Annotated in this window: 24 protein-coding genes; 14 read left to right on the forward strand and 10 right to left on the reverse strand. The window is 61.9% G+C overall.

Features of this window, described 5'->3' with window-relative positions; genetic code table 11:
- Positions 1-4 precede the first annotated feature (4 nt).
- Complete coding sequence (locus BSG19_RS01150; RefSeq protein WP_092984073.1) at positions 5-1,474, reverse strand: reverse transcriptase domain-containing protein; 1,470 nt, start codon at positions 1,472-1,474, stop codon at positions 5-7.
- Positions 1,475-1,959: 485 nt separating this feature from the next.
- Here BSG19_RS01150 and BSG19_RS01155 point away from each other — a divergent pair, with 485 nt between their 5' ends.
- Positions 1,960-2,496 carry a nuclear transport factor 2 family protein gene (locus BSG19_RS01155; protein ID WP_092984075.1) on the forward strand — a complete coding sequence of 179 codons (537 nt, stop codon included), beginning with the start codon at positions 1,960-1,962 and terminating at the stop codon, positions 2,494-2,496.
- A 558-nt stretch (positions 2,497-3,054) separates the two neighbouring features.
- Positions 3,055-3,618, forward strand: coding sequence for a hypothetical protein (locus BSG19_RS01160; protein WP_092984077.1), 564 nt, complete (start codon positions 3,055-3,057; stop codon positions 3,616-3,618).
- Between the two features lie 38 nt (positions 3,619-3,656).
- Here the strand turns inward: BSG19_RS01160 and BSG19_RS01165 are convergent, their stop codons facing one another.
- Entirely contained in the window at positions 3,657-4,220 is a 564-nt protein-coding gene (locus BSG19_RS01165) for a DnaJ domain-containing protein (RefSeq protein ID WP_244529091.1), read from the reverse strand.
- A 547-nt stretch (positions 4,221-4,767) separates the two neighbouring features.
- On the opposite strand from BSG19_RS01165, the gene BSG19_RS01170 reads away from it, so the two are divergent.
- Positions 4,768-4,980 carry a cold-shock protein gene (locus BSG19_RS01170; RefSeq protein WP_092984081.1) on the forward strand — a complete coding sequence of 71 codons (213 nt, stop codon included), beginning with the start codon at positions 4,768-4,770 and terminating at the stop codon, positions 4,978-4,980.
- Between the two features lie 208 nt (positions 4,981-5,188).
- Here the strand turns inward: BSG19_RS01170 and dusA are convergent, their stop codons facing one another.
- Both dusA and BSG19_RS01180 read right to left on the reverse strand, forming a co-directional pair.
- Positions 5,189-6,304, reverse strand: a complete 1,116-nt coding sequence (gene dusA, locus BSG19_RS01175) for a tRNA dihydrouridine(20/20a) synthase DusA (protein ID WP_092984083.1) — start codon at positions 6,302-6,304, stop codon at positions 5,189-5,191.
- 381 nt (positions 6,305-6,685) lie between these two features.
- Positions 6,686-6,928 (reverse strand): hypothetical protein, encoded by a 243-nt coding sequence (locus BSG19_RS01180; RefSeq protein ID WP_092984085.1) that lies wholly within the window; start codon positions 6,926-6,928, stop codon positions 6,686-6,688.
- 294 nt (positions 6,929-7,222) lie between these two features.
- On the opposite strand from BSG19_RS01180, the gene BSG19_RS01185 reads away from it, so the two are divergent.
- From BSG19_RS01185 to BSG19_RS01195, 3 genes are all read left to right on the forward strand, one after another.
- Positions 7,223-7,426: a hypothetical protein gene (locus tag BSG19_RS01185; RefSeq protein ID WP_062473881.1), complete on the forward strand. Its 204-nt coding sequence runs from the start codon at positions 7,223-7,225 to the stop codon at positions 7,424-7,426.
- Between the two features lie 171 nt (positions 7,427-7,597).
- Complete coding sequence (locus tag BSG19_RS01190; protein ID WP_092985465.1) at positions 7,598-8,284, forward strand: fumarylacetoacetate hydrolase family protein; 687 nt, start codon at positions 7,598-7,600, stop codon at positions 8,282-8,284.
- A 58-nt stretch (positions 8,285-8,342) separates the two neighbouring features.
- On the forward strand, positions 8,343-8,879 hold the full coding sequence (locus BSG19_RS01195; RefSeq protein WP_092984087.1) for a gamma carbonic anhydrase family protein: 537 nt from the start codon (positions 8,343-8,345) through the stop codon (positions 8,877-8,879).
- 251 nt (positions 8,880-9,130) lie between these two features.
- On the opposite strand, the gene BSG19_RS01200 is transcribed toward BSG19_RS01195, so the two are convergent.
- From BSG19_RS01200 to BSG19_RS01210, 3 genes are read right to left on the reverse strand one after another with little or no spacing between them, the layout of a single operon-like run.
- Positions 9,131-9,529 carry a Fur family transcriptional regulator gene (locus BSG19_RS01200; protein WP_092984089.1) on the reverse strand — a complete coding sequence of 133 codons (399 nt, stop codon included), beginning with the start codon at positions 9,527-9,529 and terminating at the stop codon, positions 9,131-9,133.
- Positions 9,529-10,359, reverse strand: a complete 831-nt coding sequence (locus BSG19_RS01205) for an iron chelate uptake ABC transporter family permease subunit (protein ID WP_092984091.1) — start codon at positions 10,357-10,359, stop codon at positions 9,529-9,531. The genes BSG19_RS01200 and BSG19_RS01205 overlap by 1 nt, the downstream gene beginning before the upstream one ends.
- A complete protein-coding gene (locus tag BSG19_RS01210; protein ID WP_092984093.1) occupies positions 10,352-11,347 on the reverse strand; it encodes an ATP-binding cassette domain-containing protein in 996 nt (331 codons plus the stop codon). Before BSG19_RS01210 ends, BSG19_RS01205 begins: the two co-directional genes overlap by 8 nt.
- Before the next feature lie 214 nt (positions 11,348-11,561).
- Here BSG19_RS01210 and znuA point away from each other — a divergent pair, with 214 nt between their 5' ends.
- Positions 11,562-12,563 (forward strand): zinc ABC transporter substrate-binding protein ZnuA, encoded by a 1,002-nt coding sequence (gene znuA / locus BSG19_RS01215; RefSeq protein WP_092984095.1) that lies wholly within the window; start codon positions 11,562-11,564, stop codon positions 12,561-12,563.
- Positions 12,564-12,625: 62 nt separating this feature from the next.
- Positions 12,626-14,542 carry an O-linked N-acetylglucosamine transferase, SPINDLY family protein gene (locus BSG19_RS01220; RefSeq protein WP_170865820.1) on the forward strand — a complete coding sequence of 639 codons (1,917 nt, stop codon included), beginning with the start codon at positions 12,626-12,628 and terminating at the stop codon, positions 14,540-14,542.
- 43 nt (positions 14,543-14,585) lie between these two features.
- On the opposite strand, the gene BSG19_RS01225 is transcribed toward BSG19_RS01220, so the two are convergent.
- The gene (locus BSG19_RS01225) at positions 14,586-14,921 is read right to left on the reverse strand and encodes an RcnB family protein (protein WP_092984099.1); all 336 of its coding nucleotides are present in this window, start codon (positions 14,919-14,921) and stop codon (positions 14,586-14,588) included.
- Between the two features lie 324 nt (positions 14,922-15,245).
- On the opposite strand from BSG19_RS01225, the gene BSG19_RS01230 reads away from it, so the two are divergent.
- On the forward strand, positions 15,246-15,830 hold the full coding sequence (locus BSG19_RS01230) for a TRAP transporter small permease subunit (RefSeq protein WP_092984101.1): 585 nt from the start codon (positions 15,246-15,248) through the stop codon (positions 15,828-15,830).
- Positions 15,827-17,572 carry a TRAP transporter large permease gene (locus BSG19_RS01235; RefSeq protein WP_092984103.1) on the forward strand — a complete coding sequence of 582 codons (1,746 nt, stop codon included), beginning with the start codon at positions 15,827-15,829 and terminating at the stop codon, positions 17,570-17,572. The genes BSG19_RS01230 and BSG19_RS01235 overlap by 4 nt, the downstream gene beginning before the upstream one ends.
- Positions 17,573-17,882: 310 nt before the next feature.
- Here BSG19_RS01235 and BSG19_RS01245 read toward each other — a convergent pair whose 3' ends face one another.
- The gene (locus BSG19_RS01245; RefSeq protein WP_092984107.1) at positions 17,883-18,989 is read right to left on the reverse strand and encodes a TRAP transporter substrate-binding protein; all 1,107 of its coding nucleotides are present in this window, start codon (positions 18,987-18,989) and stop codon (positions 17,883-17,885) included.
- A gap of 340 nt (positions 18,990-19,329) precedes the next feature.
- Between BSG19_RS01245 and BSG19_RS01250 the strand changes: the two genes are divergently transcribed.
- The 4 genes from BSG19_RS01250 to BSG19_RS01265 all read left to right on the forward strand — a co-directional run bounded on the left by BSG19_RS01250 (position 19,330) and on the right by BSG19_RS01265 (position 23,249).
- Complete coding sequence (locus tag BSG19_RS01250; RefSeq protein ID WP_092984109.1) at positions 19,330-20,307, forward strand: sulfate ABC transporter substrate-binding protein; 978 nt, start codon at positions 19,330-19,332, stop codon at positions 20,305-20,307.
- 175 nt (positions 20,308-20,482) lie between these two features.
- Positions 20,483-21,304, forward strand: coding sequence for a sulfate ABC transporter permease subunit CysT (gene cysT, locus BSG19_RS01255; protein ID WP_092984111.1), 822 nt, complete (start codon positions 20,483-20,485; stop codon positions 21,302-21,304).
- Positions 21,305-21,306: 2 nt separating this feature from the next.
- Positions 21,307-22,224: a sulfate ABC transporter permease subunit CysW gene (cysW, locus tag BSG19_RS01260; protein WP_092984113.1), complete on the forward strand. Its 918-nt coding sequence runs from the start codon at positions 21,307-21,309 to the stop codon at positions 22,222-22,224.
- Positions 22,221-23,249: a sulfate/molybdate ABC transporter ATP-binding protein gene (locus BSG19_RS01265; protein ID WP_092984115.1), complete on the forward strand. Its 1,029-nt coding sequence runs from the start codon at positions 22,221-22,223 to the stop codon at positions 23,247-23,249. The genes cysW and BSG19_RS01265 overlap by 4 nt, the downstream gene beginning before the upstream one ends.
- Before the next feature lie 266 nt (positions 23,250-23,515).
- Here the strand turns inward: BSG19_RS01265 and mgrA are convergent, their stop codons facing one another.
- Entirely contained in the window at positions 23,516-24,547 is a 1,032-nt protein-coding gene (gene mgrA, locus BSG19_RS01270; protein ID WP_092984117.1) for an L-glyceraldehyde 3-phosphate reductase, read from the reverse strand.
- Positions 24,548-24,694: the final 147 nt, after the last annotated feature.

Here is a 24,694-nt window from a genome sequence, read left to right on the forward strand (position 1 = left end):
TGCTTCAGGAACAATGCAGCGTCAAAGCTCTATCGAATGTTACCCTAATCATTGATTTAGTGAGCCGACGATAACGTTGCGTTTGGTCAGAGAAACCAGGTTTTAGCCCTATGAAAGTTTTGTTGGCTCTTGCGACATACTTCACAAATGTCCAACTACGAACTCCAGAGTTCTGCCCGACTGTAACGTTTCTTAAAATCTTAGTCTCAATGCTATCGAATGGGTAATTAGCAATAAGCCATGACTTCCCCTTTGCTCGAAATCGTTTCACAAACCGAACTGCGCCTCCGTATGCCCGACGCTTCATCCGACGCCAAGCATTCGACATTGTGGAATCTTTAAGCTTTACTCTTCGGCCATCGAACTCAAAGCCTAGATACTCTAGGCCATTTTTACTGGATTTTCCAAACCCCCGTGAATAGTTCAAATACAAACCAGCGCGCTCGTAGGACGAAACGCAAACTTTTTTGTCCTGAATTTTCATATGGCTGCCGTGTCTTTTTATTGTTTTCTGCAGGAACTCTTTTGCGTCCAGTTCAGCGTTGCCTTCTCTTTTGGGGATCACAATAACAATATCATCAGAGTATCGACGATACAGTCCCTGACGCTCAGCAACCCAATCAGAAACCTCTTTGTCAAAATCGATAAGGTAAAAGTTCGCAATTAGATCAGAAATTGGCAGCCCCTGAGGTATACCGAAATCAAAGGCGTTCTTTTGAAGAAGGCTCGGTAAACTGCCCGTTCCTCTCACCGTGTCTCGGAACTCTTTTGGCGAACAAATCTGCCGGTATCCAGCAGACTTAAGTGCGTCAATTTTTCTCTGTCTTCGTTCCGTGCGAGTACCAACGGTTGGCTTTTGCCTGAGCTCCAACCTCTCGAAGAGCCTCTCTAGGTCTACTACGCAGTATTTGGTCACTGCTTTGTAGACAGCAAGATGATCGGCAGGCAGAGGCTTGCCAACTAAGCTCTCCCAGATCGTCAGGATTCGCCCGTGGTCTAAACTTTCAAAGTAAGACTTAATGTCCACGACAGTTGCGTAGCTGTCTCCTGTGTCCGCTATGAATTTGAAGACGTCAAAAGCGAAGTCGATATTTGACTTGTTTGACCCTCTCTCACCCGCAATTTTTCTGTATGCGATTGCAACTTCAGACAAGCCAAGCTCAGCTAACTTCCGCTCGTATAGCGGAACAATTGCTGCCCTGTAACGCGCGAAAATAGCGGCATCTAGCCGCGCGGCATATCGAAGTGGGCGAACTTTTACGTTCCGAACACCGTCTTCTCGGAACTTTGTCCAGCTTTCCTCAAACTTCAGCAACGGAAAGAACGGATGACGCGCAACTAAGTCGCGATCGTTGGCAATTTTTACAATCTTGCTGACAGGAATCAGGCGATCAAAGTGGACATATCTTTTGATATCTTTCTCACGCGGAAACCAACCTAGATCGTGAGTGGAGGCAGCAACACTATTAGGCATAGTATAGTTACTGCCTCCGCCAATATATCATGGCATTCGCGCCACTATCTTCCTACTACAACGAAGTGTGCTATACTGCAATATCGGAAATCGTGTCGGCGATCGCCGGCAAGATAGTCGAACGATCTTCACTGCGAATCCTCATCGGAGCAATCCAAATGATTATCGAGCTTATGACCGCCTGTCCTATTGACAGTTTAAACACTTGACTCACGCGTTACCGTGATCCGGAACCGCCTCCAATTCACTTTATCAGAATTGGTCTTGCCGTCTGGGAACCCCCATATGCAATATATGGCTTGTCGCGTTTGTGCGTTCAAGGGTTGTTTTCTGTAAGCCGTAAAAATCATCATATCCTCTTTAGAGCGGTGGTGACAATCTTACTCTCAACCTTAGCCGGCGCTTGCCGTGTCCTGAGTGCCCTACCCCGGAACAACCCACCCCCACCCCAGTTCTCTCCCGAGCCCAAACCTCAGGAGCGCCCCATGACAGCCCTCGCAGATACCTTCATCTCCGCCCTTCACCGCCTCGAATCCGATCGCGATATCGACACCATCGCGAACCTCTTTGCCAATGACGCGAGCGTGTCCAATCCGCTGGTGTCCTATGACGATGGCGGGGTGGATGCGGCGAAGACGTTCTGGTCGCATTACCGCGATGCCTTTGACGAGATTTCGTCCGAGTTCCGCGCCGTGACGGATACGGATGGCGTGGCCTTTCTCGAATGGCGCAGCCGTGGTTCGGTCGATGGCGAGGCCTTCGATTATGGTGGCGTCAGCGTGCTGGAGGAGGCGGACGGCAAGATTTCGTCGTTCCGCACCTATTTCGACAGCGCGCAGATCCCCCGCGCTCACTCGACCGGCGGCGAAGGAACCGGCCGGAATGGCCAGACAGCGAACGGGGGCGAGACCGCAAAAGCGAAACCGGACATCGAGCTGACGGGGAAAAAGAACGGCGAGGACGATCTGGATACCGCCCAGCGCGAAGCCGCCGAGCAGCGCGCACAGGGCGGCTACAGCTGATCCCGACTGCGTGAAAATCCGTTTGTAAACAAGGAGGCAGGCCGGAAACGGTTCTGCCTCCTTCCCGTTCCGGCACCCGCCTCGGCCCTGCAGCGCGGCGCCGTGGAGCGCGCCCGCGCCCTGTTTTGCGAGCGCCGTTCTCCCCGCCATGTGCAGCCTCCGGCATACTGACCCCGTTCCGCTCTCGGATACACCGGCAGGCGTGCCGGCGAGGCGGAGCCGGCTGTGAGGTGGGGGGAACGACGTGCGCCTCCCTCGTCACGGTCCGCATACGACCTCCCCCCGAAACGGCGGCCCGTCGCGCAAGTGCCGGTCCGTGTGGGTTCGGGTTTGCCTTCGCGGCATGCAACGCGGTCCCGTCCTGCCCTTCGGGCGGCGGGAACCCCGGCAGAGAGGCACTTCCGGGCATAAACCGCCGAACGGGGCGCCGGAAGGTGTCATCTATCTACCTATCAACGCGGCAGCTTCCGGCGCCCCGTCCGAACGTCCGGCCAGACAGCCGGTCCAGCATCGATGCGCCAGACCACGAGGCAAAACCGCCTGCGTGAAGGAGACCGCATGTCCAGACGAAACCCGACATCCCCCGACATCGCCCCGATCAGTGCTCAACAGCCCAACGCCCAACCGATCAGTGCGCAACCGACCGAAGCAAATCCGCCCGTCCCGCATCCGACCGCGGACCGCAAGCCGAACCCCGTCTGCGCTGTCGCGGATGTCCTGCTCGCGCCGGCCTTCCTCTGCCACCGCGCCCGCTGCCGCCGTCATCGTGGCTGCAGCCTGCCCGGCGCGACGGCGCCCGACCCGGATATTCCCGTCCGGCAGCAGGAAACCTGCTTTCCGCGCTGCATCGTGGAAGCGCCCGCCCACATTCGCGCGGAATTCATGCTCTTCCTCGCCGCACTGATGCACGTGGAAAAGCGTCTGGAGCCGGGCCTGCTCCAGACCTGGAACGGGATTTTCGACACCGACGACGACACCAACGCCGGCATTCACGCCGCCCTCACCCTCGCCGCCCGGCGCCTGCCCGCGGGAGATCCCCTGCTGGCGGAGTTTCGGGAATTCTGGCGCGCGGAAGACGCTCGCAAGGATGGGAATGAGGAGGCGTTCACGGGTGAGGTTTGAGAGATAGACCCTCTCCGGCCTTCCTTCCTACGTCCTGCTCACTCCGCCGCCTCGTCCCGCAGCGCCTCCAGCTCGTAGCGATACCCCTCCAGCATCAGATAGGCCTGCTCGATCACCTCGATCTGCCCCTCCGCGCTGCGAATCGCCTCGGCGATGGATTGCGAGCGCGCCCGCAGCATCGAGCCCAGCACATCCGCCTCCGGTCGCCGTCCCAGCCGGTCCATGTGCTGGCGCACGCGGGTGCGGTGGCGCTCCAGTTCCAGAATATGGAAGCGGCTTTTGACGATATCGTCGGAAAGACGGCGGCGCATGGCCGCCACCGGGTCGAAGCTGCCGGGCTCGCGCTCGTCGAGGATGACCTCGTTGACCAGCGTTTCGATTACCAGCAGCCCCTTCAGGTCGCGCGGGTCGGCGAGCTGCGGGTCGTAGCCGGTATCGTCGAAGATCTTGCGGCGCACGGGGTCGCGCAAGAGGTCATAGGCCGCCTGCAGCTTGCCGAAGGCCTCCGCGTCGCCGCCCTGGTCGGGATGCGCCGTCTTCGCCACCTGGCGATAGGCCGTCTTGATCGCAGCCTCGTCGGCGTCGCGCTCCACGCCCAGCATCGCATAGGGATCGATCACCTTGCCCCCAATCCTCTCGCCGCATCGGCTCGTCTGCCCGTACTTCAAAAAGGTCACGGGTCTTAACATACAGTGTCAGCCACCTTTGCAGTACCCGCCCCGGCCGCCGGCATCAACCCTTTGCAGGCTCCGGCGGCGCGCTGTGCACCGCTTGCGGACACTCCGTCACGCATCCGACGAAAATGTGGAGGCCCGGCCATTTTCTCCGATCCGTCGTCCTGCGGACCCGCTTGCCAAGGCGCGTATTTGCTGGCAGAAATATACCGTTCGGGCTGTTCATCCCGGAGACTGGACTGATGTGGTTGTGCCGCTCGGCGGCGTTCCGGTGGAGATATCCGCTGTGGACACGGCCGAACGGCAGCATGGGGCGGATGGCCGGCCAGGCCTTGCGGCTCCCATGGGCGTAGACGTTCTTTGCTCCCGTACGTGACATCCAGACCGCGTGTCCGCAACGACACGCATGACCGCCCGCCTCCCCGGCACCGGGGGTGCGGTTACCACAGCAAGGGAAGACCAGAGGACATCCCCCATGGCCACCAAAGGCATCGTAAAATTCTTCAACCAGGACAAGGGTTTTGGTTTCATCACTCCTGAAGGCGGCGCGAAGGACGTATTCGTCCACATCTCCGCTCTCCAGGCCGCCGGCCTCCAGACCCTGAAGGACGGCCAGCAGGTCACCTTCGACACCGAGCCGGATCGCATGGGCAAGGGCCCCAAGGCCGTCAACATCAGCGCTGCATAATCTGCCGCTGAGAGACCACGGAAACGGCGCCCCTCGTGGCGCCGTTTCTGTTTGGCGTCATGCTGAAAATATTCCCGTCGCCCTCTCCCCGGTCGGCATGGGCGGAGTACAGTGATCGTCGGAGGTTCGGAAAACGCCGATGCCGATCTCTACCGCGCTTTTTTCTCCCGCTCTTTGAACAAGCCGAAGCTTTGTCAGCGCCGCCCGTTCACTCCGCCGCGTCACGGTCTCCGGCAACGGAAAGGACGGCGGCAAACGCAGCGGCGATCACCTCCGGCCCGGCTCCCGCCCGCGTCGCATCGGCCGAAAGGATCTGCCGGAACCGCCGCGCCCCCGGCCAGCCCTGAAACAGGCCGACCATATGCCGCGTCACATGCACCAGCCGCCCGCCAGCCGCGATATGCGCCGCCGCATAGGCCATCATCGCATCCCGCACGCCACACCAGAAATCCGGGGAGCGCCGATGCCCCGCCCCTGTGAAATCGTCCAAATCGCGCGCCAGGGGCGCTGCCCCTGACGACGGATGCGGAAACGCGCCATCCACGCCTGTCAGCATCGCGCTATCATGATAGGCAGCCCGGCCGAGCATGACGCCGTCCAGCGCAAGAGGCGTGTCAGCATGTTCCAGTTGCAGCAGAGCATCGTTCAGCGTGTGAAGCCCGCCATTGATGCCGATGAAGAGGTCGGGATTCTCCGCCTTGATCCGATGCACCAGCGCATAGTCGAGCGGCGGAATATCGCGATTCTCCTTCGGCGAGAGCCCTTGCAGCCACGCCTTGCGCGCATGCACCCACACGCCATCAACGCCCGCCGCCCGCACGAGGCGCAGCAGGTCCCGCAACGCGATTTCCGGTTCCTGGTCATCGACGCCGATCCGGCATTTCACGGTCACCGGAACGGCAACCGAGGCCTTCATCGCCGCCACGCACTCTGCAACTACCTCCGGCTCCCGCATCAGGCAGGCGCCGAACGTGCCGGATTGCACCCGGTCCGACGGGCAGCCGACATTCATGTTGATTTCGCTATAGCCAAATTGAACCCCGATCCGCGCGGCCTCTATGAGCTTCGCCGGATCGCTGCCGCCCAGCTGCAACGCCACCGGCGTCTCCGCCACGTCGCACCGCAACAGCCGCTCCCGGTCTCCCCGCAGCACCGCATCGGCCACGATCATCTCGGTGTAAAGCAGCGCGTGGGCGGAAAGCTGGCGTGCGAAGTAGAGAAAATGCCGATCGGTCCAGTCGATCATCGGTGCCACAGCGAACACCGGCGGCGAAAACATGCGGGCCTGCGCGGTCTCGGGAGCGTTCTGAATGTTCGTCATCATCTCGTCTCGTCCGTTGAAAGCTATGACGCACGACGCTGTCGTGCGTCAGGCCCTGAGAGGCGGCCCCAGACCATTTGGCCGTTCCGTCCTCATATCCCCAGCTGCACCGCGGGCCAAGGCCCGGAGGTCCAACAGAATCACCGCAGCCATAACCGCAAAAGAAAAAAGCCTGCCGCGGGAGGAGGTGCGGCAGGCTTCATAAAAGGATCCGTGGGTCGGGAGGAGGTGACCCGGATCTCTCGAAGCACTCGGGAGGAGGATGAATGCTTCGGTGACTTCAAGATAATATTGCATTGCAGCAAAAGCAAGACGACCGGACATTTTTTGTTCGCCGTCCTCCGGTCACCTTCGCAATGGCCGCCAATCCTGTCTGCAGAAGCCCTATCTCCAGAAGCGCGAATGGCGGGTGTCGCGATCCTGCCCTGCGCCAAGCATGTAACCGGCAAGAAAGGCCGCGGCACCGACCAGCAGCAACACGGAGCCGGTCGCTGTCCGGTGATCCTGCACTGTCGCGACGACGGCGCCAGCTTCTCGTTGAACGGCAGCCGTGGCACGCTTCACATTTGCCGCTACGGTCGTCTTGTCTTCCAGTTCGCCCGTAAATCCCGTCTTGATGTCCGACATGTCGCTACTCCCGGGTTGAGTGAGGTATCCCTAAGAAGATCATACGGAGGATTTTTGTTCCGCACCGCCGAAACAAACGTCATTTATTGGCATTCTGTTTTTGCAGTGCGGCATATCGAGGCAAAATTTGCTTTACATGCCCGCCTTATTTTCGATTTTCCGAATTTTTCACTGGTTGCAAAGACCTGTTTCTGGCAAGCTCTTCGTGAGGTGCCTCATAAAAACCCGCTTCGCAGCCGCAAATGGTTGAGTCGCAGAAAACGGATCGCAAAAAAGAGGCAGAGGGAGAGAAACATGGTCGAGGAAAATCTGTACCGCATTGTAGAAGTGAGCGTGAAGCGTGGCGCCGATCGGCGCGATGTCGGCATCATGACGGTGCGCCAGGCTCTGGCCCTCCCCGATGTGCCGAGCCTTGAATACACCGATCCGGACCGCAAGACCCGCAGTGGCGGCCCTTTCATCACCCGCGCCCAGCTTCAGGCTTACGCCTGCCGCTGATGCGTTACTGTTTAAAACCGACCGGCGGCGTTCGTCGCGCCGGTCGGCGCTGCTAGCTGTGAAAGCGGCAGTCAATCCGCGGTTTCGTCGCGACGGAATCACCGCAATGTCTTCCCCGGGGCCTTGCCCGGGTGCTATCCTGCCGCTGTCATCAACAGCATCCGGATTGCCATGAACACCGTCATCCCCGCCGCCCCGCCCGTCATTCTGCCCGTTCGCGGCAAAGATGCCGGGTTCCCCGTCCGCCGCGTCTACTGCGTCGGCCGCAACTATGCCGCCCATGCCATCGAAATGGGGCATGATCCCTCGCGCGAGCCTCCCTTCTTCTTCCAGAAGAACGCTGAAAACCTCCTCCTGCCCGCCGAAGGCTTTCCCTATCCCGCACAGTCCAGCGACGTGCACCACGAGGTTGAACTCGTCGTGGCGCTGAAGGCAGGCGGCACCGATATCGATCCCGCCAATGCAATGGCGTGCGTCTGGGGCTATGGCGTTGGCATCGATTTCACGCGGCGCGATCTTCAGGCCGAAGCAAAGACCAAGGGCCACCCTTGGGCTGCCGCCAAGGCGTTCGAACATTCCGGCCCCGTCTCCCCGCTCGTCGCGGCGGAAGATTGCCCCGATCCCGCCAGCGGCCGCATCCATCTGAGCGTCAATGGCGAGACGCGACAGGATGGCGACCTCGCGCAGATGACGTGGAAGATTCCGGAGATCATCTCGGAGCTCTCCAAGCTCTTCACGCTCGCTGCCGGCGATGTCATCCTCACCGGCACCCCGGCCGGCGTCAGTGCGGTCAATCGCGGCGATGTCGTCACCTGCAGCGTCGAGGGTTTCGGCGACCTGACCGTCACCATCGTCTGAGATACGTCCTCTGCGGGAGCGATCCCGCAGACACCTCATCGGAACCGTCGGAGCCATCATGCCCCTCTACGCCCTCGGCGCGCGTCGTCCCACCTGTCCGCCGGAAAATCGTTACTGGATCGCACCGGATGCGCATGTCGTCGGGGATGTCGTGATCGGAGAGGATGTCGGCATCTGGTTCGGGGCCGTGCTGCGCGGCGATAACGAGCCGATCCACGTCGGCGCCCGCACCAACATCCAGGAAGGCGCCGTCGTTCATGTCGACGCCGGCTTTCCGGTCACCATCGGCGACGGCTGCACCATCGGCCACCGCGCCATCGTCCACGGCTGCACCATCGGCGACAACAGCCTCGTTGGTATGGGCGCGACCATCCTCAACGGCGCCGTCATCGGCAGAAATTGCCTCGTCGGCGCCAATGCTCTGGTCACTGAGGGAAAGGTCTTCCCGGATAACGCCCTGATCGTCGGCGCCCCGGCCCGCGTTCTGCGCACGCTGGATGACGCCGCGATTGCCGGTCTGCGCGCCTCTGCCGAGAACTACGTTCGCAACTGGAAGACCTTCGCGGCAACGCTGACACCTATCGAAGAGGAATGAACCAGCCCCCTCATACGGTTTCCGGCTGGATGCCGTCTGTTGGCATTGTTTTTTGTTGAGCGATGCTACCCCACTGCCGTCATGCCCGGTCTTGTGCCGGGCATCTGCTGCACTGCCCGCGATCTGGAGGACCATTGTGTTTGTTGGCAGGGACCTCACCAGATCCTCGGCACAGGGCCTGGGGATGACGGAGGAGAGGGCGAGCGACTGCTTGAAACCGGAATTCGGCATCGATCAGCCGGAAGCCCGGATCAGGCCGTGCAGTTCCCGCAATGTCCGCGCATTTCGATCGTCGTCTTCTCGGTCCTGAACTGCTGCTTGGTCGCCAGCAGCGACAGCCGGTCCTCGATCTCGGGATCGCTGATCTCGCTCACCTGCCCGCAATCCTCGCAGATCGCAAAGGCGATCACGGCCTTTTCGGGCCCATGATCATGCGGATGGGTGCAGGCGACGAAGGCGTTGAGGCTCTCCAGGCGGTGCACGATCCCGAATTCGGTGAGCTTTTCCAGCGCCCGGTAGACCTGCAACGGCGCGCGAAACCCGTGGTCGCGCAGCTTGTCGAGGATCGTATAGGCACTGAGCGGCGCCTCGGCATGGGTCAGCGTTTCCAGGACGAGCGCCTGGTTGCGGGTCAGCTTGCGTGGCTCCATCAGTGATGTCCTCCCGGCGGTGAAAACGGCGTGCCGTCCCTGCTGCGCCGGCCGATCGGCAACAGGCTGAGGACGAAGATGACGAGGGCGGCGACCACGATCGACGGGCCGGACGGCGTATCGAAATGCAGCGACCCGAACAGCCCGCCGACCACAGAGACCGCGCCGATCAGCGAGGCGAACACCGCCATGATCTCGGGCGAGGCCGAAAACCGGCGGGCCGTGGCGGCGGGAATGATCAGCAGCGAGGTGATGAGGAGAATGCCGACGATCTTCATGGCAATGGCGATGACGAGCGCCATCAGCAGCATGAAGAACAGCCGCGACCGCTCCGGATGCAGCCCTTCGGCCTCCGCGATCTCCGGGTTGACGGTCGAGGCGAGCAGCGGCCGCCAGAGCATGACCAGCGCCATCAGCACGAGAATGCCTCCGCCCCAGACGATATCGATATCGGCCTCCGACACCGCGAGAATATCGCCGAACAGGAAGCCGACAAGGTCGATGCGCACCCACGTCATGAAGGCGACGATGACGAGGCCGATGGACAGCGAGGAATGCGAGAGAATGCCGAGCAGCGCATCCGTGGAAAGCCCGCCCCGCTTCTGGAGCGCCAGCAGCAGCAGCGACACCATCGCCGCGACGATGAACACGCTGACCATCAGGTTCAGGTCGAGCAGCAGGGAGAGCGCGACACCCAGCAGTGCGGAATGGGCCATCGTATCGCCGAAATAGGCCATGCGGCGCCAGACCACGAAGCAGCCGAGCGGCCCCACGGTGATGGCCAGACCGACGCCGGCGATCAGGGCTCGGATGAAGAAATCGTCAAGCACGGTCGCGCTTCCCAGGTTCGAGCCGTTTCAGGCGGATCTGGCTGTGGCCGCATCCGCAGCTATCGTCATGCACGTGGCCCGAAACGGCCGTATCATCCCCGTGATGGTCGTCCCTATGATGGCCGTCATCCGGATGGCAATGGTTCGTCAGGCTTCCATCCGCATGCAGGACACGGCCGTCGGGGAGATGAGTATGGTCATGATCGTGATTGTAGACAGCCAGCGTCTGCGCCGCCTTTGCGCCAAACAGGCGCTGATATTCGGGGCTCTGGCTGACGGCCTGCGGCGTGCCGCGGCAGCAGACATGCCCGTTGAGGCAGATCACCGTGTCCGTCTCCGCCATCACCACATGCAGGTCGTGCGAGATCAGCAGAATGCCGCAGCCTGTTCTGTTGCGAATGGTCTTTATCAGGTCGTAGAGCGCGATCTCTCCGGAGAAATCCACGCCCTGCACCGGCTCGTCCAGCACCAGCAGGTCCGGCCGGCGGGCGATGGCCCGCGCCAGAAGCGCCCGCTGGAATTCTCCGCCCGACAGATGCTGGACCTCCGCCCGCGCCAGATGCAGGATGCCGGTGGACGACAGCGCCTCGGCGATCTCCGCCGTCTTCAGCGGTCCGGTCAGCGTCATCAGCCGCTCCACGGTCAGCGGCAGCGTCCAGTCGATCGCAAGCTTCTGCGGAACATAGCCCACTTTCAGGCCGCTCATCTTTTCGACGCGGCCCTCGTCCGGCTTCATCACGCCGATCGCCGTCTTCGCGGTGGTGGATTTTCCGGAGCCGTTCGGCCCGATCAGCGTCACGATCTCTCCGCGGGAAACAGAAAAATCAACGCCGCGCACCAGCCACCGGCCACTGCGGCGAATACCGACCTCCCGAAGCGTCACGAGCGCGTTGTTGCCGGAACGCGCGGGCGCACCGTTACGCGTATCCTGCCCGGACGACGGAACCGGTGAAGCCGCGGTGTGTAAATGAACGTCGGTTTCGGACATCGGAAATTTCCCGGAGGACCCTGTTGCCAGCGGCTATGCCACACGTTATAGCATAACGCAATTGATGTAATAACATTACATTAAGGATTCAAGGTGCCCGGCTGTCAGAGCGACGGCCGAGTTTTCAATATCTGGACATTCGCCTCCGACCGCTGCGAAATCGCGGCGGAGGTGAAACGAACAGACCCGGCATGAACCCTACAGGAGCTTCTCCATGTCCTCCCGCGCCTCGCTGATCTTCGCCGCCGCCGCCGCTTGCCTTGCAGCCGGCACGGCTCACGCCCAGACACCCGATGTGGTGGTGTCGATCAAGCCGATCCACTCGCTCGTCGCCTCCATCATGGCTGGCGTCGGAGAGCCGAAGCTGATCGTGGAAGGCGCCGCCTCCCCTCATACCTACAACATGAAGCCCTCCAATGCCGCGGCGCTGGAAAAGGCCAAGGTCGTCTTCTGGATGGGCGAAGGCATGGAGCATTTCCTGGAGAAGCCCTTGGAAACGCTGGGTTCCAAGGCCACCATCGTTGCGCTCGAGGAAGCGCCGGGCGTCGAAAAGCTGCCGCAGCGCGAAGGCGGCCCGTTCGAGCCGCATGACGATGGCGACGAGGCCGAGGGCGCTCATGCGCATGATTCCGCCGACGCTCATGACGACGACGCCAAGCATGCTGACGAGGCCAAGCATGCGCACCACGAAGGTGAGTTCGACATGCATTCCTGGCTCGATCCGCGCAACGCAAAGGCCATGGCCGCCGAGATCGAAACGGTGCTGGCAAAAGCCGACCCCGAGCACGCCGCGACCTATCGCACCAACCGCGAGAATCTCGATGCCCGCATCGACGCGCTGGATCTCGCGATTGCCGCCTCGGTCGCGCCGATCAAGGATCGCCCGTTCATCGTCTTCCACGATGCCTACCAGTATTTCGAGAACCGCTATGGCGTTACCGTCGCCGGCTCCATCACGGTCAGCCCGGAAACGGCTCCCGGCGCTCAGCGCCTGAAGGAAATCCGCACCAAGATCGAAACGCTCGGCGCCACCTGCGTCTTCGCCGAACCCCAGTTCGAGCCGAAGCTGGTCAACGTCGTGCTGGAGGGTACGAACGCGAAATCCGGAACGCTGGACCCCGAAGCCGGCACCCTCACCGCCGGACCGGATCTCTACTTCCAGCTGCTGAACGGCATCGCCCAGTCGCTGACAAGCTGCCTCTCCCAGCAGGGCTGATGGCCTCGCACAAGGTCCCTTCGCCATTATCCCGGGCATCGATAAGAGGCAGGCTAGACGCTATGACGGGACGATTGGCAAACGCAACCAAGGCTTACGAGAGCAGCGATTACATCGCTGCTCTCACGCTGTTGAGCAGCATGATTGATGACGGCGCAGATTCGGAGGTGCTGACGCTTCTTGGTCTGACCTTTCAAAAACTCGGTCTGGAAAAAGACGCGCTCGACATATTTGTCCGTGCCGTCGATCTAGATCCGACACCCGAGGTCCTGAAGCGCGCGGCCGATTCGGCCGTAGCGGTCGGCGACGACGAGCGCGCCCTTCTCTTTGGGATGCGCCTCTTCGTGCTGCAGCCTGAAAATCCAGACGTCGCCGCCCTCGTCGCCTCGACCTTTATTCGCAAAGGCGACACCAAGGCGGCGCATCTCGTTCGGGCCGCACTGGTGGACAGCAACGACCCCGCCCATATCAATCTCGCTGCAACGCTGTATAACGGCGAAGACCGGGATCCTGCCGCGCTGACAGTCTTCCGGAAACTGGCGGATCTGGATACCGAAAATCCCTACGCGCAGGCCTGCTATATGGCAGTCGCGCGGGAATTCTGCGATTACGAAGCCCTGGCCGAACTGGAAAGCCGTTGGGAAATGGCCACTTGGGACACAGCGACCTCGACGCCGCTGCTCCTTAAGGGCGAAACGTCCTTCGCCAACCTGCTCCACTGCGACAACGAGCGGCTGAACCGGCTTGCGACCAACGGCGCACCGGTCCGCAACCGGTCGAAACCCGCCTTCCCCGCCCGTCCCCGCATGAGCCGGAAACGCGGCACGCAACCCTTGCGCATCGGCTACCTCTCCAGCGACTTCTGGAGCGACCACGCCACCATGCGCCTGCTGCAAACCGTTCTCACCTTGCACGACCGCGATCGATTCGACATCACGCTCTACTGCCACACGAGCGAAGAGTATGTGAAAGCCGAAACCACCGACCGCTCGCTCTGGGGCCGCATCGTCCCTATTCATGCGATGACCGACGCGGAAGCCGCCCGGACGATCCGCGCCGACGGCATCGATATTCTGGTCGATCTCAAGGGCTCGACCGCCGGTGCCCGACACGTCATCCTCAACGAAAACGTGGCGCCGGTACAGGTCTCCTGGCTCGGCTTTCCCGGAAGCAACATCGGTATCGACTGCGACTATGTCATCGGCGACCCGATCGTGACGCCGCGGGCGTCGGCACGCTTCTACCACGAGCAGATCTGCCGCCTTCCCGAGACCTACCAGCCGAACGACCCGACCCACCGCGCCCTGCCGCCTGGGACACCCCGCGACGAACTCGGCCTTCCCGAAGATCGCTTCGTCTTTGCGGCCTTCAACGCAACCCGGAAGATGACGATCGAAACGATCGACATCTGGTCCGAAATTCTTCGGCAGGTGCCGGACGCCCTTCTCTGGGTTCTTATCGACAGCAGCACAGCGCGCGAAAATTTCCTGCGTGCCATGAAAGAGCGGGGCGTCGCGGAAGCGCAGATCGTCTTTGCACCGAAGGCTCGCTACGAGAACCATATCGGCCGGTTGCAGGCCGCGGATCTCGGACTCGATACCTTTACCTATAACGGGCATACGACGACATCCGATAAGCTCTGGGCGGGCCTACCGGTCATCACCATCCGGGGAAAGAATTTTGCCTCGCGGGTTTCAGAAAGCCTGTTGACCGCCATCGGCCTGCCCGAACTCGTCCTCCCGAGCAGACAGGCCTTCATCGCTCGGGCCATCGACCTGGCGCGGAACGGTGAAGAGGTCTCAAGCCTCAAGCGGCGGCTGGTCGAGAACCGGGACGTATCCCCCCTGTTCGACGCCGAGCGTTTCTGTCGCCACCTTGAAGCCGCCTATGAGAAGATGGCGCAGAGAGCCGGATCGAGGTTGCCGCCAGCCTCTTTCGATGTACCGGCGCTGCCAAAGCGGACAGGACCTTTTCGCTGAGAGTGCGACCGCAGCCCCCATGGGAGCTGCGGTCGTCGTTGCCTTAGCGGCCGGAAGCCAGACTCACGATCACGCCGGTCGCGACGCTGATCAGCAGGAAGTCGTTGTCGACGCGCACCCAGCGCTGGCCGCGCGGCGGAGCGCTGAGGCGGTACCGGCGATAGTCGCGGACCTCGGCGGTGCGGCGACGTTCGGCAGCCGACAGGCGATGGCCGCGGGCCCAGCGGTGTTTGCGCACCTCGGTCTTCTTGATCGTCGTGGTCGTATGGCGCTCGACCGTCCGGCCCCGGGCACCGTCATGCCGGTCCTGCGGCGCGGCGAATGCGCCCGGCGCGGCGAGGAAGGATGTAGCGAGAAGGGTGATGATGAGACGTTTCATGAAAGCGTGTCCTTCGTGTTTCAAGACAGCCGGAAACTAGGCCGGGGATGATGAACAGAAACTGAAGAACTACATTACATTTCTGTAACCATATCAGTAAATTATAAGTCATTCATCATCATGAGCATGAGTAGGCGCATCCCCCGGAGGCCGGCAGCTCTTCGCTCACATGCCGAGACAGCCGATCTGCCGCGTCTTCGACTTTGGTCGCATCTCCGCCAAACAGCGCCGAAAACATTCTAAACTGCTTGAAAGCAAGCACGAAATCGGCACTGTGGCGAAAGGAAGGCCGCTGGGGAGAGCGGCTATGAGTGGGAGATCGACATGAAAGCACTGCTGGGCCTCAGCCGCCGGATCGACGCGACGACGGAGTTCATCGGCAAATCCGTGACGTGGCTCATTCTCGTCGCCGTGCTCGTCAGCGCCGGCAACGCGGTCATCCGCAAGACTTTCAATATGTCGTCGAACGCCTGGCTCGAAGCGCAATGGTATCTCTTCGGCGCCGCCTTCATGCTGGCCGCCGCCTACACGCTGAAGCAGAACGAGCACATCCGAATCGACGTCGTCTACGGCAATTTCTCTCGCCGCGTGCAGCACTGGATCGATCTTCTCGGCCATCTCCTCTTCCTGATGCCTTTCGTTCTCATGATGATCGCCTACCTCATCCCCTATGTCCGCATGAGCTACGTCTCCGGCGAAGTCTCCTCCAGCGCCGGCGGCCTCATCCTCTGGCCGGCGAAGGCCATCCTGCTTGCAGGCTTCATCCTCCTGGCCTTCCAGGGCGTCTCGGAAATCATCAAGAAGATCGCCATCATGCGCGGCATCATCGACGATCCCGCGCCCTACGTGCCGACACACGCGCCGCTCGATACCGCACCCTCGAATATCGCGCCGGAGGTACGTCCGTGATCGAGTTCATCGCCGAAAACCTCGCCCCGATCATGTTCCTCTCGCTGATCGTCTTCATGCTGATCGGCTACCCCGTCGCCTTCTCGCTTGCGGCGAACGGCCTCCTGTTCTTCGTCATCGGCGTCGAACTCGCGCCCTATTCGGACAGCATCAACCTGTCCTGGCCGCTGCTCAACGCTCTGCCGGACAGATTCTGGGGGGTGATGTCGAACGACACATTGCTTGCCATCCCGTTCTTCACCTTCATGGGAATCGTGCTGGAGAAATCCGGCATGGCGGAAGATCTGCTCGACACGATCGGGCAATTGTTCGGCCCCGTTCGCGGCGGCCTTGCCTATGCCGTCATCTTTGTGGGCGCGCTGCTTGCCGCCACCACCGGCGTCGTCGCGGCCTCGGTCATCGCCATGGGCCTCATCTCGCTGCCGATCATGCTGCGCTACGGCTACGACCGCAGCGTCGCCTCCGGCGTCATCGCCGCCTCGGGAACGCTGGCACAGATCATCCCGCCGTCGCTCGTCCTCATCGTCCTCGCCGACCAGCTCGGCCGTTCGGTCGGCGACATGTATGCCGGCGCGCTTATTCCGGGCCTCATCCTCACCGGCCTCTACATGGGCTATATCCTGCTGATGTCGTTCATCAGGCGCGATGCCATGCCGGCCCTGCCGCTCGAGGCGCGCACGCTCGGCTCCGGCGTCACGTCGCTGATCGTCGCGCTCGTCGTCGCCTTCGCCTTCGCCTATGCCGCCCACGTCATGCTGTCGCCGACCTACGGGCCGGATGCCGACATTCTCGGCGGCACCTGCGGCGTCGCTTTCATCTATGTCGTCGCCCTCATCGATCGCACGACGAAGCTGAACATGATGTCGCGACTGGCCCAGCAGGTCATCATCGTCCTCATCCCACCGCTGGCGCTGATCTTCCTCGTGCTCGGCACGATCTTCCTCGGCATCGCCACACCGACCGAGGGCGGCGCCATGGGTGCCGTCGGGGCGCTGATCATGGCCGGGGCCAAGGGTCGCCTCTCGATGGAGGTTATCCGCTCCGCCCTCACCGCCACCACACGCCTGTCAGCCTTCGTGCTCTTCATCCTCATCGGCGCCCGCGTCTTCTCGCTGACCTTCTACGGCGTCAACGGCCATATCTGGGTGGAGCACCTGCTGACGGCCATGCCGGGCGGGGAAACAGGCTTCCTGATCGCGGTCAACGCGCTCGTCTTCTTCCTGGCCTTCTTCCTGGACTTCTTCGAGCTTGCCTTCATCATCGTGCCGCTGCTGGCACCGGCAGCCGACAAGCTGGGCATCGACCTGATCTGGTTCGGCGTGCTGCTCGGCATCAACATGCAGACGAGCTTCATGCATCCGCCCTTCGGCTTCGCGCTCTTCTACCTGCGCTCGGTCGCGCCGAAGATCCCCTATCTCGACCGCATCACCGGCAAGATGACGCCGCCGGTGACGACCGGCCAGATCTACTGGGGCGCCGTGCCGTTCGTCTGCATCCAGATCATCATGGTGGCGCTGACAATCATGTTCCCGCAGATGGTGATGCACTACAAGGGCAGCGGCGCGGTCATCGATCCGAACACGATCAAGATCGAGGTCCCCGGCTTCGGCAACAATGGCGGAGGTCTGAGCCTTCCCGGCGGCCTGCAACTCCCCTCGGGAAATCCGCTGGACGGCACGAAACCCGCCGATCCCGCCGCACCGCCAGCCAACGACCTCAGCGCTCCTCCGTCGTTCAAATAGGCGTGAGAGAAAAGGACGTCACGGCCTGAGATCAACGCCGACCGTCAGACGGATGACGAGGTGCGCAACGCTCTCCTCCGTCATGCTCGGGCCTGTCCCGAGCATCTGCAACGGATCGATCTTGTCGAGGTCGACAGATCCTCGGCACAAGACCGAGGATGACGTTGGACGACCAGGACCCTTTGCCAGAAATCCGATGGCCGGGCTCATCCCCGGCCTTTTCTCATGTGGTAGAACGACAAACGAAAACCGCCGGAGCCCATGTGCAAAGATGGGCTCCGGCGGCGGTCTTTGAAACGGTGAAGATAGATCAGAGCTTGCCGTTGCGCTGCTGGATCATCATGAACGTGTCGTAGTTGTATTCCGCGATCTGCGCATTGAGATAGAACTCGGCACGGAAGGCCTTGATCGAGCCCCAGATCTTCTTGAAGGCCGGGTTCGTCGCTTCCATGTCCGCATAGACCTTGTTGGAGGCATCGAAGCAGGCGGAGAGAATGTCCGCGCTGAACGGGCTGAGTTTCGCGCCCGATGCGACGAGACGCTTGATCGCGGCAGGGTTCAGATAGTCATACTTCTGGAGCATGTTGGCATCCGCCGCCTGGCAGGCGGTGCGCAGCAGCGACTGGTAGGCCTTGGGCAGGCCGTCAAACGCCGATTTGTTGAACATGGCGTGGACCGTCGGGCCACCTTCCCACCAGCCGGGATAGTAATAGTACGGCGCGACCTTGTAGAAGCCGAGCTTTTCGTCGTCATAGGGGCCGACCCATTCGGCTGCATCGATCGTGCCCTTTTCAAGCGAGGGATAGATATCGCCGCCAGCGATCTGCTGCGGCACGACACCGAGCGACTGCATGACCTTGCCGGCAAAGCCACCGACGCGCATCTTCAGCCCCTGCAGGTCGGCGACAGACTTGATTTCCTTGCGGAACCAGCCGCCCATCTGCACGCCCGTATTGCCGCCGGGATAGGCGACCAGGCCCTGCGGCGCCAGAAACTCGTTGAACATGTCGATGCCGCCGCCATGGTACTGCCAGGCATTGTGGCCACGGGCGTTCAGCGCGAAGGGAACGGCAGCGCCGAGAGCCCAGACGGGGTCCTTGCCCCAATAGTAATAGGAAACGGTGTGGCAGGCCTCCACCGTGCCGGACGCCGCGGCATCTGCCGCCTGCAATCCGGGAACGATTTCACCGGCCGCGAAGACCTGGATCTGGAAATTGCCGTCCGTCGCCTCGGACACATATTTGGAGATGACCTCTGCACCGCCATAGATCGTGTCCAGCGATTTCGGGAAGGACGATGTCAGTCGCCAGGACACTTTCGGTGTGGTCTGGGCGATGGCCGGTGCCGCCAGCACGGTTGCAGCGGCGGCTCCCGCGCCACCAAGTCCTGCGCGGCGAATAAATGAACGACGATCCATGTCTTGTCTCTCCTCCTGTCGCAGTCAGCCGGTAGAATGCCGGTCTGTCCTCCCTGCGGGCGCCCTTGCAAGCGCCTGATCCCAGAAGCGGTTTTCCAACGTCAACCGCTTGCTCGCAGGCAGATTACACGCCCCGGTCGCCGTGTCCAGCAGAGGCGGCGGCCGGAATCTTCGACTTTCGCAGCAAAGGTGAAAATGCCCTGAGACGACGACAGGTTTTCCACGGCGGCGCCGTTGCCGGCAATAATTTTCTCGGATGTTCGAACAACCGGTGATGGCCGACCTCGGCCCGAAGGCGACACCCCTCTATGATGCCGTTATCAACCTACCGGAGACCTGAATGAAACGCTTCCTTCTGATCGGTGCCGCCCTTGCCGCACTGACCGCTTCCGCCCATGCCGACGACAAGCTGCTGAATGCGTCCTACGATATTTCGCGCGAGCTGTTCGAGAAGGTCAACGAAGCCTTTGTCGCCAAGCATCCGGGCGTGACCGTCGATCAATCGCATGGCGGATCGTCCAAGCAGGCGCGTGCCATTCTCGAAGGTCTGGAAGCTGACGTCGTCACGTTCAACCAGGTCATCGACATCGACGCTCTGGCGAAGGGCGGTTTCGTCACCGACGACTGGAAGACGGATTTCCCGAACAACGCCTCGCCCTACTACTCCTTCCCCGCCTTCCTCGTGCGCGAAGGCAACCCGAAGGGCATCAAGGACTGGAACGATCTCGTTCGCGACGACGTGAAAGTTGTCTTCCCCAACCCGAAGACCTCCGGCAATGCGCGTTACACCTATCTGGCAGCGCTCGCCTTCGCCAAGGAGACCTTCAAGGACGACCCGGCCAAGGTCGATGCGTTCATTGCCAAGCTTTTCGATAATGTGCCCGTCTTCGACACCGGTGGCCGCGCCGCCACAACAACCTTCGTCGAGCGCGAGACAGGCGACGTCCTGATCACCTTCGAGGCGGAAACCAAGGGCATTGCCAAGGAATTCGGCGAGGACAAGTTCGATATCGTCGTGCCCTCCGTCAGCCTGCTTGCGGAATTCCCGGTCGCCGTGGTCGATAAGGTCGTGGACAAGCACGGGACGCGAGATCTTGCGAAATCCTACCTCGATTTCCTCTACACGCCGGAAGGCCAGACGATCCTTGCCGAGAACGGCAACCGCGTGAACGACGCCACGGTCGCAGCGAAGTTCAAGGACCAGTTCCCGGACGTGCGCCTGCTGAAGGTCGAGGACGTGTTCGGCGGATGGGCCAACGTTAAGAAGGAAGAGTTCGCCGAGGGCGGACATCTCGACAAACTTTACGGTAGCCGTTGATCGCAGGCGCGATCTATGGAAAACGGAAGCCGCGGCGAGACACGATGTCTCCCGCGGCTTCCATTCGTTTGCAGCTCGAGTTCGTCACCGCCGGTGAAGGACGAAGCTGCGCCCCTTGAGCAACCGCAGGACGGCCCTCGCCGTCCGCGCGATTCGATGAGAAAAAGGAACGGCCTTGGCTCGGCGCATTCTTCCCGGCTTGCCGCTCACCCTCGGCATCACGCTGGTCTATGTCGCCGTGATCGTGGTGCTGCCGCTCGGCGCGCTCATCTTCAAGGCCGCAAGCCTCGGTCCCGGCGATTACTGGACGATCGTCTCGTCGGACCGCGCGGTTGCCAGCTACCGCGTGACGTTGCTCTGTGCGGCCGCCGCGACTGCTTTCAACCTCGTCTTCGGCATGGCGCTCGCATGGGTCATCGTGCGCTATCGTTTCCCGGGGCGCCGTATCGTCGATGCGCTGGTGGATCTTCCCTTCGCACTCCCGACCGCGGTGGCAGGCATCGCGCTGACGACGCTGTTTGCCAGCAATGGCTGGTTCGGCGGCGCGTTATCGACGCTTGGCCTCAAGGTCGCCTACACCCCCCTCGGCATCATCATCGCCATGGCCTTTACCAGCCTGCCCTTCATCGTGCGCACGGTGCAGCCCGTGCTGGAAGAGCTGGACGGCGCGCTGGAAGAGGCCGCGCAGACGCTGGGCGCAAGCGACGGCGAGATCTTCATCAAGGTCCTGCTGCCGCAGCTCTTCCCCGCCATCCTCGCCGGCCTGTCGCTGTCCTTCGCACGCAGCCTCGGCGAGTTCGGCGCCATCATTTTCATTGCCGGCAACCAGCCCTACGAGACGGAGATCACCGCGCTCCTCGCCTTCATCCGGCTGGAGGAATATGACTACCCCGCCTCCGCCGCCATCGCCTCCGTCATGCTGCTCGCCGCGTTCCTCATGCTGGCGATCACCAACATCCTTCAGACCCGCGCCCTGCGCTACACGGTGAAGGGCTGACCATGACCACGTCCAGAACCCGCCGCCCGCCGCGCATCGGCGAAAAGCCGGTCTTCCGCAACACGCTCATCGCCGTCGTTCTCGTGCTGGTGGCGCTGGTGATCGTCGCGCCGCTCGCCATCATCGGCGTCCAGGCCTTCTCGAAGGGCGCCGCGTTCTTCGCGAAATCGATCACGGATCGCGATACCGTCCATGCCATCTGGATGACGGCGCTGACGGCGCTCATCGCCGTTCCCATCAACACGATCTTCGGCGTGGCTGCCGCCTGGGCGATCACCAAATTCGATTTCCCCGGACGCCGCCTGTTGCTCGTCGTCATCGAGATCCCCTTCTCCGTCTCCCCCATCGTCGCCGGCGTCGCCTACCTGTTCGTCTACGGCCTTCAGGGCCTGTTCGGAGAGGCGCTGCAATCGGCCGACATGAAGATCCTCTTCGCCCTGCCCGGCATCGTGCTGGCCAGCCTATTCGTCACCGCGCCCTTCGTCGCTCGCGAGCTTATTCCGCTGATGCAGGCGCAGGGCCGGGACCTGGAGGAAGCAGCGACCTCGCTCGGGGCCAGCGGCTGGCGAACCTTCTTCTCGGTCACGCTGCCCAATATCAAATGGGCGCTGCTCTACGGCGTCATTCTCTGCAATTCCCGTGTCATGGGGGAATTCGGGGCCGTCTCGGTCGTCTCGGGCAACATCCGGGGCCAGACCAACACGCTGCCGCTGCACATCGAACTGCTCTACCACGACTACAATGCGGTCGGCGCGTTCGCTGCCGCCTCGATCCTTGCAAGCCTTGCCATCGTGACGCTGATCGCCAAGGTGGCGCTGGAGCGCCGGGGTGCCGGCCGCATCCGGCGTCCGGCGCTGACCGGGCCGGCATTGGCAGGGCCAAAACTTGAAACGACTGAACCGGGGATATCCCAGCCGTGAAGATCCGCCTCGATACGATCGTCAAGACATTCGATACTTTCCGTGCCGTCCACGGCGTCTCGCTGGAGATCGGAAGCGGCGAACTGGTCGCCCTGCTCGGCCCTTCGGGTTCCGGCAAGACGACGATCCTGCGCATGGTTGCGGGCCTCGAATATCCCGATGAAGGCGCGATCTTCTTCGGTGAGGAGAACGCGACCGATATCGAGGTTCGCCATCGCGGCGTCGGCTTCGTGTTCCAGCATTACGCGCTCTTCCCCCACATGACGATCGGTGAAAACATCGCCTTCGGCATGAAGGTCTCGAAGACCCGCCGCTCGGCAGCCGAGATCACGGAGCGCGTCGCCGACCTCCTCCGGCTGGTGCAGCTCGACGGACTGAAGGATCGCTTCCCGGCGCAGATCTCCGGTGGCCAGCGCCAGCGCGTGGCACTGGCAAGAGCACTCGCCGTCGATCCGAAAGTGCTGCTGCTCGACGAACCTTTCGGCGCGCTGGACGCCAATGTGCGGCGCGACCTGCGGCGCTGGCTGCGCAAGATCCATGAAGAGCTTGGCATCACGACGCTCTTCGTCACCCACGATCAGGCCGAAGCCCTCGACCTCGCGGATCGGGTCGTCATCCTCGACAAGGGCCGCATCGTCCAGACGGGCACGCCGGAAGAGGTCTGCCGCGCGCCGGAAAACGCCTTCGTGATGAATTTTCTCGGCGATGCCAACCGGCTGAAGGCGACGGTGACGGCGGGACGCGCCAGCGTCAACGAGATCACGTTCGATGCGGCGGGCGTGCCCGATGGTCCCGCGGAACTGTTCTTCCGTCCGGCCGACATCATCTGGCGCGAGGACGGCGCCGGCATTCCTGCCGTTATTCTGCGCGTCATCGACCGACCGGACTCCAAGCGCATTCTTGCTGTGACGGCTGACGGCCAGCATGTCGAATTCGACACGGCCCCGGAATTTCCTTTCCGCACGACCGCACGGGGAACGCTGGAAATCCTGCGGCCAAGGGTGTTTTCCATCACGCCGGCTTGATGCCCGAGGCGGCTTGACCGTCATTCATACGGTCGCCGGTCGATGATCGATAACAGGTTCCGGTAAACTACCGTTCGCCCTCTCCTGCGTCATGCTCGGGCCTTGTCCCGAGCATCTGCTGCCGTCCCCGCAAACACCATGGTCCTTCAGATCGCGGGCAAGACATCAGATGCTCGGCACAAGGCCGAGCATGACGGAACGAGGGGTGCCATCGCTCTATACAAGGGCAGCGCCATCAGGAGGCAATGCGCCGGAAGCCGCAGACCTCAGGCCAGTTCGGCGGACTTTGCCCAGAGGTTGATATCCGCCTCGCGGGCATAGGTATCGATCTCGGCCAGTTCCTCGGTCGTGAACGAAAGATTGTCGATCGCCTTGACGCAGTCCACGATCTGCGAGGTCTTGCTCGCGCCGATCAGTGCCGACGTCACGCGTCCGCCGCGCAACACCCAGGCAATCGCCATCTGTGCCAGCGTCTGGCCGCGACGGGTGGCGATCTCATTCAGCTTGCGCACGTTGTCGATCACTTCGGGGCGGATGAGGCGCTGGTTGAGATAGTGGTTGAGGGCAGCCCGGCTATCGCCCGGAATGCCGTCGAGATACTTCGTCGTCAGCATGCCCTGCGCGAGCGGCGAGAACACGATGGAGCCGACACCGAGATCCTCGACCGTATCCAGGAGACCGTCGTCCTCGACCCAGCGGTTGATCATCGAGTAGCTCGGCTGGTGGATGAGCAGCGGCGTACCGAGTCCCCTGAGGATCGCGGCGGCTTCGCGGGTGCGCTGCGAGTTATAGGACGAAATGCCGACATAGAGCGCCCGTCCGGACCGCACGATATGATCGAGCGCACCGCAGGTCTCTTCCAGCGGGGTCTCGGGGTCGAAGCGGTGCGAGTAGAAGATATCGACATAATCGAGCCCCATGCGCTTCAGGCTCTGGTCGCAGGAGGCGATGAGGTACTTGCGGCTGCCCCATTCACCATAAGGACCCGGCCACATATCGTAACCGGCCTTCGATGAAATGATCATCTCGTCGCGGTAGGGCTTGAAGTCCTGGGCGAAAATCGCGCCGAAGGCCGTTTCGGCAGCGCCGTAGGGCGGACCGTAATTGTTGGCGAGGTCGAAATGCGTGATGCCGAGATCGAAGGCCGTCTGGCACATCTCGCGCTTCAAGGCATGCGGCGTTGTCTCGCCAAAGGTGTGCCACAGCCCGAACGAGATCGCCGGCAGCTTGAGGCCGGATCGGCCGGTCCGGTTGTAGATCATCTTGTCGTAGCGGGTGTCGGCGGGATGCCAGGTCATCGTCGTGTCCTCCGTTCGTCGGTGCTGGCGTGGTCTATCGCAGAACACCCGCGGCAGGAACCTTGAAGCCGATTTTGTTTACGTCGTGGGGGAACCAGCCCCTCACCCTAACCCTCTCCCCGCTTGCGGGGAGAGGGGACGTGCCAT

Origin of the sequence: Rhizobium sp. NFR03, from assembly GCF_900111275.1 — a bacterium.
Classification (GTDB): domain Bacteria; phylum Pseudomonadota; class Alphaproteobacteria; order Rhizobiales; family Rhizobiaceae; genus Ferranicluibacter.